The sequence below is a fragment of the Azotobacter chroococcum genome, assembly GCF_004339665.1.
In the GTDB taxonomy this organism is placed as follows: Bacteria; Pseudomonadota; Gammaproteobacteria; order Pseudomonadales; family Pseudomonadaceae; genus Azotobacter; species Azotobacter chroococcum.
Genome location: NZ_SMMU01000014.1, coordinates 104,825 through 111,516 on the forward strand (window position 1 = coordinate 104,825; position 6,692 = coordinate 111,516).

4 protein-coding genes and 1 pseudogene are annotated in these 6,692 nt (G+C 70.1%); 4 read left to right on the top strand and 1 reads right to left on the bottom strand.

The window, feature by feature from the left end; translation table 11 throughout:
* Positions 1–61 precede the first annotated feature (61 nt).
* From EV691_RS13630 to EV691_RS13640, 3 genes are read left to right on the top strand one after another with little or no spacing between them, the layout of a single operon-like run.
* Positions 62–2,680, top strand: coding sequence for an ATP-binding protein (locus EV691_RS13630; protein WP_131297441.1), 2,619 nt, complete (start codon positions 62–64; stop codon positions 2,678–2,680).
* The gene (locus EV691_RS13635) at positions 2,677–3,375 is read left to right on the top strand and encodes a response regulator (RefSeq protein ID WP_131297442.1); all 699 of its coding nucleotides are present in this window, start codon (positions 2,677–2,679) and stop codon (positions 3,373–3,375) included. The genes EV691_RS13630 and EV691_RS13635 overlap by 4 nt, the downstream gene beginning before the upstream one ends.
* Positions 3,376–3,430: 55 nt before the next feature.
* On the top strand, positions 3,431–5,329 hold the full coding sequence (locus tag EV691_RS13640) for a potassium transporter Kup (protein ID WP_131297443.1): 1,899 nt from the start codon (positions 3,431–3,433) through the stop codon (positions 5,327–5,329).
* 210 nt (positions 5,330–5,539) lie between these two features.
* Here the strand turns inward: EV691_RS13640 and EV691_RS13645 are convergent, their stop codons facing one another.
* Positions 5,540–6,400, bottom strand: coding sequence for a tetratricopeptide repeat protein (locus EV691_RS13645; protein WP_242672478.1), 861 nt, complete (start codon positions 6,398–6,400; stop codon positions 5,540–5,542).
* 160 nt (positions 6,401–6,560) lie between these two features.
* Here EV691_RS13645 and EV691_RS13650 point away from each other — a divergent pair.
* Positions 6,561–6,692, top strand: a pseudogene (locus EV691_RS13650) (IS4 family transposase); the annotation flags it as partial.

The following is a 6,692-nucleotide window of genomic DNA, read 5'->3' on the forward strand; positions in this document are numbered from 1 at the left end:
ACGGCAGGGCGCCGGCGGACTGGCAATACTGGCGGCCAATCCGATCTACCCTTGCCTGCCTATGACCCCCACCACGAACGAAGCCGGCGATCTTGCCGCCCGGGCCGCCGGGACGGCTCCGGAACCCTTCCGCAGCAGCCGGCGCGGCCGGCTCAGGGTCTATCTCGGCGCGGCGCCCGGCGTGGGCAAGACCTTCGCCATGCTCCAGTCCGCCGCGGAGCTGCAGCGCCAGGGCATCGACCTGCGGGTCGGCAGCCTCGACTGCGCCGGCCGCACCGAGCCTCTGCAGGCGCGGCTCGCCGCGCTGCCGGGCGGCCGGGATGCGGCCGGCAAGCTGGACCTCGACGCGCTGCTGGCCCGTCCGCCGGCCCTGCTGCTGATCGACCGCCTGGCCGGCGCCAATCCGCCCGGCAGCCGCCATGCCCAGCGCTGGCAGGATGTGCAGGAGCTGCTCGCCGCCGGCATCGACGTGCATACCACCCTCGATGTGTTGCACCTGGAAAGCCTGAAGAACCGGGTCGAGGCCCTCACCGGGCAGCCGGTGACCGAGACGGTGCCCGACTGGCTGCTGGAGGAGGCCCATGAGGTATTGCTGATCGACTGCCTGCCGGCCGAGCTGCCGGACCATGTCTTCGATCTGACCACCCTGGCCGCGCTGCGCGCCCTGGCCCTGCAGGTGGTGGCCGGGCGCGCCGACAGCGAGGTGCAGCGCCGCTATCGGCCTTCCGGCCGCACGGCACCGGCGGTGCTCGGCCGCCTGCTGGTGGCGGTGGACGGCGACGAGCAGGCCGAACAGCTGGTGCGCCATGCCAGCCGGGTGGCACGGCGCCGCCAGCTGCCCTGGAGCCTGGTCCACGTGGACGACGGCCGCGCGCGCAGCGCGGAGTCCCGCCGGCTGCTGCAGGCGGCCCGGCAGCTGGCCGAGCGCCTCGGCGGCGAGGTGGTCGGCCTGCTTGGCGAGGAGGTCGCCAGCACCCTGCTGCGCCACGTCCGGGAGCGCCGCGCCAGCGTGCTGCTGGTCGGCCGCCGGCGCCGCGGCTGGTTCGGTCGGGGCGTGGTGGAGCGCCTGTTGCGCCAGGGACGCGGCCTGGAGATCGATGTGCTGGCCGCCGAGGAGGCGCCTGCCGCCCCGGCGTTCGCCACGCACGAGCACGCGGCCGGCCCGTTCGACTATGGCCTGGCGCTGCTCGCCACGCTGCTGGCCAGCCTTGCGGCCTGGGGCATCTCCCGGCTGCTGGCGCTGCCGAACATATCCCTGGTGTTCCTCGTCGCCGTCCTGCTGGTCGCCGTGCGCAGCGGCCTGGGCCCCGCGCTGTGCTGCGCGCTGCTGTCCTTCGTCGCCTACGACCTGCTGTTCGTCTCGCCGACCTTCTCGCTGACCGTGCAGCATCATGCGGATGTGCTGACCCTGTCGTTCTTCCTCTTCATGGCCATGCTGACGGGCAACCTGGCGACCCGCCAGCGCCGGCAGATGCAGGTGCTGCGCGAGACCCAGGCGGAAACCGCGGAGCTGCTCGAGCTGACCCGCAAGCTGAGCGCCGCCACCGACCGCCGCGCGGTGCTGGCGGTGGCCGTGGAGCAGTTTGCCGCCTGGCGCGATCTCGACGTCTGCCTGCTCGGCTCCGATGGCGCCGGCGGGCTGCGGGTCGAGGCGGGCGTCGCGGGCGGCCTCGGCGAAGCCGAACGGGCCGCCGCCGAGTGGGTCTGGCAGCACGAGCTGCCGGCCGGCCTCGGCACCGACACCCTGCCCGGCGGGCGCTGGTGGTGGTGGCCGCTGTCCGGCGAGGAGGGGCCGCTGGCCCTGCTCGGCATCGCGCCCAGGGACCGCCGGCCGCTGCCGGCGAGCCGCCGCGGCCTGCTGGTCGCCCTCTGCCAGCCACTGGCCCAGGCCCTGGCGCGGGCCCAACTGGCCGAGGAGCTGCAGGCCGCCCGCCTGCGCGGGGAAACCGAGCAGCTGCGCAGCGCCCTGCTGGCCTCGGTGTCCCACGACCTGCGCACGCCGCTCACCGTCATGCACGGCGCCATCGACAGCCTGCTGACCCTGGACGGGCAGATCGGCGCGGCGGACCGCCGCGAGCTCCTGGAGAGCACCCGCGACGAGGCCGCGCGGCTGGACCGCTACATCCAGAACCTGCTGGACATGACCCGCCTCGGCCACGGCGGTCTCAAGCTGGAGCGCGACTGGGTGGCACCGGCGGACATCGTCGCCAGCTCCCTGCAGCGCCTGCGCCCGCTGCTGGCGCCCTTCGTCCTGGAGACCCGCATCCCGGAGGAGCTGCCGCTGCTGCATGTGCATGCGGCACTCATCGAGCAGGCGCTGGTCAACGTGTTGGAGAACGCCGCGCGCTTCTCGCCCCCCGGCGGGCGGCTGCGGGTGGCGGTCGAGAGCGACGGCGCCGAGCTGCGCCTGTCGGTGAGCGACCAGGGGCCGGGCATTCCGCCGGCCGAGCGGGAGAAGATCTTCGACATGTTCTACACCGTCGCCCGCGGCGACCGCGGCGGCCCCGGCACCGGTCTGGGCCTGGCGATCTGCCAAGGCATCCTCGGCGCCCACGGCGGGCGGGTGACGGTGGGCGAGGGGCTGGACGGGCAGGGCGCCACCCTGAGCCTGCACCTGCCGCTGCCGCTGCAGCCGCCGGGCGATGCCGAGCATGAATACGAGCCGGTGACCGCGCCATGAACGGTGCCCAGCAGAGCATCCTGGTGGTCGAGGACGAGGCGCAGATCCGCAAGTTCCTGCGCATCAGCCTGGTCGCCCAGGGCTACCGGGTGCTGGAGGCCGGCTGCGGCCGCGAGGGACTGGCGCAGGCCCGCGAGGCGCGGCCCGACCTGCTGGTGCTCGACCTCGGCCTGCCGGACATGGATGGCCAGGAGCTGCTCGTCGAGCTGCGCCGGGACTCCCAGGTGCCGGTGCTGGTGCTTTCGGTGCGCGCCGGCGACGGCGAGAAGGTGCTGGCGCTGGACGGTGGTGCCAACGACTACGTGACCAAGCCCTTCAGCATCCGCGAGCTGCTCGCCCGGGTGCGCGTGCTGCTGCGCCGGACGTCTCCGCCCGGGCAGTCGCCGGGCACGGTGCAGTGCGGCCCGCTGACGGTGGACCTGGACGGCCGGCGGGTCGGCCTCGGCGGTCGGGACATCGCCCTGACCCGCAAGGAATACGACGTGCTGGCCGCGCTCGCCCGCCACCCGGGGCGGGTCGTCACCCAGCAGCAGCTGCTCCGCGACATCTGGGGACCGACCCATGTCGAGGACAGCCATTACCTTCGGGTGGTGGTCGGCCACCTGCGCCAGAAGCTCGGCGACGACCCCGCCGATCCCCGTTTCATCGTCACCGAGGCCGGCATCGGCTACCGCCTGCGCGAGCATGCCCCATGAGACGAGCGGTCTTCCCCTGTTCCGGCCCCGCCGGCCATTTTCCAGGAGTGCATTCATGAGCGAACTCGCCCTGCAGTCGGGCCATCCACCCCGGACCTCGTCCGGCCTGGGCCTGCTGGTCGCCGCCACCGGCGTGGTCTACGGCGACATCGGCACCAGCCCCCTGTACACCCTGAAGGAGGTCTTCGCCGGCCATTACGGGGTGCAGGTCAACCACGACGGCGTGCTCGGCATCCTCTCGCTGATCTTCTGGTCGCTGCTCTGGGTGGTGTCGATCAAGTACGTGCTGTTCATCCTGCGCGCCGACAACGAGGGCGAGGGCGGCGCGATGGCGCTGACCGCCCTGGCCCGCCGCGCCACCGCCGACCATCCGCGCCTGAGCCGGACCCTGGTGCTGCTCGGCCTGTTCGGCGTCGCGCTGTTCTATGGCGACAGCATGATCACTCCGGCGATCTCCGTGCTGTCGGCGGTCGAGGGGCTGGAGCTCGCCTTCGCCGGGGTGGAGCAGTGGGTGATCCCCCTGGCGCTCGTGGTGCTGGTCGCCCTGTTCCTGATCCAGCGCCACGGCACGGCGCGCATCGGCATCTTCTTCGGCCCGGTGATGGTGGCCTGGTTCGTCGTGCTCGGCCTGCTCGGCCTGTACGGCATCCTGCAGCAGCCCGAGGTGCTGCTGGCGCTGAACCCCTGGTGGGCGGCGAACTTCTTCATCGCCCATCCGGGCCTCGGCGTGGCGATTCTCGGCGCGGTGGTGCTGGCGCTGACCGGCGCCGAGGCGCTCTATGCCGACATGGGCCACTTCGGCCGCCGGCCCATCGCCCGCGCCTGGTTCCTGCTGGTGCTGCCGGGGCTGTTGCTCAACTACTTTGGTCAGGGCGCGCTGCTGCTGGCGGACCCGGAGGCGGCGCGCAACCCTTTCTACCTGCTGGCGCCGGAGTGGGCGCTGCTGCCGATGATCGCCCTGGCCACCCTGGCGACCATCATCGCCTCCCAGGCGGTGATTTCCGGGGCCTTCTCCCTGACCCGCCAGGCGATCCAGCTCGGCTATGTGCCGCGCATGCAGGTCCAGCACACCTCCAGCGCCGAGGAGGGGCAGATCTACATCGCCACGGTGAACTGGGCGCTGATGGTCGGCGTGGTGCTGCTGGTGATCGGCTTCGAGAACTCCGGGGCGCTGGCCTCGGCCTATGGCGTGGCAGTGACCGGCACCATGCTGATCACCACCCTGCTGGTGGCGGCGGTGATGCTGCTGCTGTGGAAGATGCCGCGCTGGCTGGCGATCCCGCTGCTGCTCGGCTTCCTGCTGGTCGACAGCCTGTTCTTCGCCGCCAACGTGCCGAAGATCTTCCAGGGCGGCGCCTTCCCGGTGATCGCCGGGATCGGCCTGTTCACCCTGATGAACACCTGGAAGCGCGGCAAGGAAACCCTCTTCGAGCGCTTGGGCGAAGCGGCTCTGCCGCTGCCGGCGTTCATCGACAGCGTGCGCCTGCAACCGCCGTACCGGGTGCAGGGCACCGCGGTGTTCCTTGCCGCACGGACGGACGTGGTGCCCCATGCGCTGCTGCACAACCTGCTGCACAACCAGGTGCTGCACGAGCGGGTGGTGCTGCTCACGGTGGTGTCCGAGGACACGCCGCGGGTGCCGGAGGAGCGGCGCTTCCAGGTCGACGGCTACGGCGAGGGCTTCTACCGCGTGGTGCTGCACTTTGGCTTCATGGACGAGCCGGACATTCCCCGCGCCCTGCGCCTGAGCCATCTCGAGGATCTCGACTTCAGCCCCATGCGCACCACCTATTTCCTCAGCCGGGAAACCGTGGTCCTGAGCAGGCGCATCGGCATGGCCCACTGGCGCGAGGCCCTGTTCGCCTTCCTGCAGAAGAACGCCAACAGCAGCATGCGTTACTTTCAGCTGCCGGTGAACCGGGTGATCGAGCTGGGCACGCAGGTGGAGATATAGGGCCGGCTCCCGGGTATGGGAGAGGGCGCTGAAGGCCAGCCCTTTCAAGGGCTTGCACTGCCCCATTGGGGGATAGCCCGGGAAGTAGGGGCGATGGCGCTCTGGTAGGAGCGAATTTGTTCACGATGCTTCTGGTTTTGCCAATGATCGCAGATAAATCTGCTCCACAGCCCTGCTGGCAAGCAGCCGAGCCTTTGAAAGGGCTGGCTCTCAGATGCCTTTGTCGAGCGGAACGAGGGGCCTCAAGGGCCTTGGCAACTGCTCGAGGGGACGCGGATTGAGGGTGTTGTCGCGAATGGTGTTCAGCACGCTTTTCTGCGGCTCGGTGGGGGCCGTGTCCAGTGCGACATCCATCAGGAGCAGGCCGCGTTCCCTTTCGCCTTTCAGGTAATGGGCCTGGCCCAGGCCCATGAGGAACTGCGCGTCCATGGCCTTGCGCAGGCCGGGAGAGGGCCAGCCCTTGTAGGTGGCGTTCTTCTCCAGCGCCACCTTCAGCAGCTCGATCGCCTCGTCGTGCTTGTGCTGGGCCATCTTCACATGGGCGAGCTGGCTGTAGACCGCGGGCACCGGCTCCTGGTCGCCTTCCAGGGCCAGTCTGGCATAGCGCTCGGCCTGGGCTAGGGCATTCGGGTCGGTCATCTGTCCGCCAGAGGAGGTGGCGGCCAGTCGCATGTAGGCAGTCGCCAGTTTGCTGTAGACGTTCGGCCTGTCGTGTGCGGGAAGATCGTTTTCGAGCGCTTCCTCGAAGGTGGCGATGGCCTCTGCGTCCAGGCCGCTGCGAAACAGGCTGGTGCCGAGGATGTCCAGCAGGCAGGGTGCGCGCCGGCCCTGGGCCAGCTTGTTCTCGAGGAAGTCGATGGCTTCGGCTTCGCGGCGCGTTTCCACCAGGCACCAGCCCTTGAGCGTCACATAGTCGCGCCAGTCGTTGCCGGAGAAGTCACCGGGCTCCTGAAGCGCATCGAGCTTCGGCTGGATCTGCGGGCAGGCCCTGGCCCAGCCTTCGCGCTTGACGACATCGGTCAGTGATTTCGGTGTGATATCGGCAGCCTGGGCGGGATGGTTGGTGGCCATGAGGGTACAGACTGCGAGAAGTGAAATGAGCGCGCTTCGGGCTTTCATAACCAGCCCTTTCAAGGTGTTTGCGTAAACTCCCCCGATAATCGATCGGGAGAACAAGACGATGTGGGATGCGGTTCTGGCGCGGTTCGAGAAGCAGGCACCGGCCAGCGTCATGGCGCGTCTGGCACTGGAGCGGGCGATGCCGGCGGCCTGGATCGACGAAGTGTTCGAGACTCACCGGCAACGCCAGTATCCACGCGAGCTGCTGTTTTCCACGGTGGTCGAGCTGATGTCGCTGGTTTCC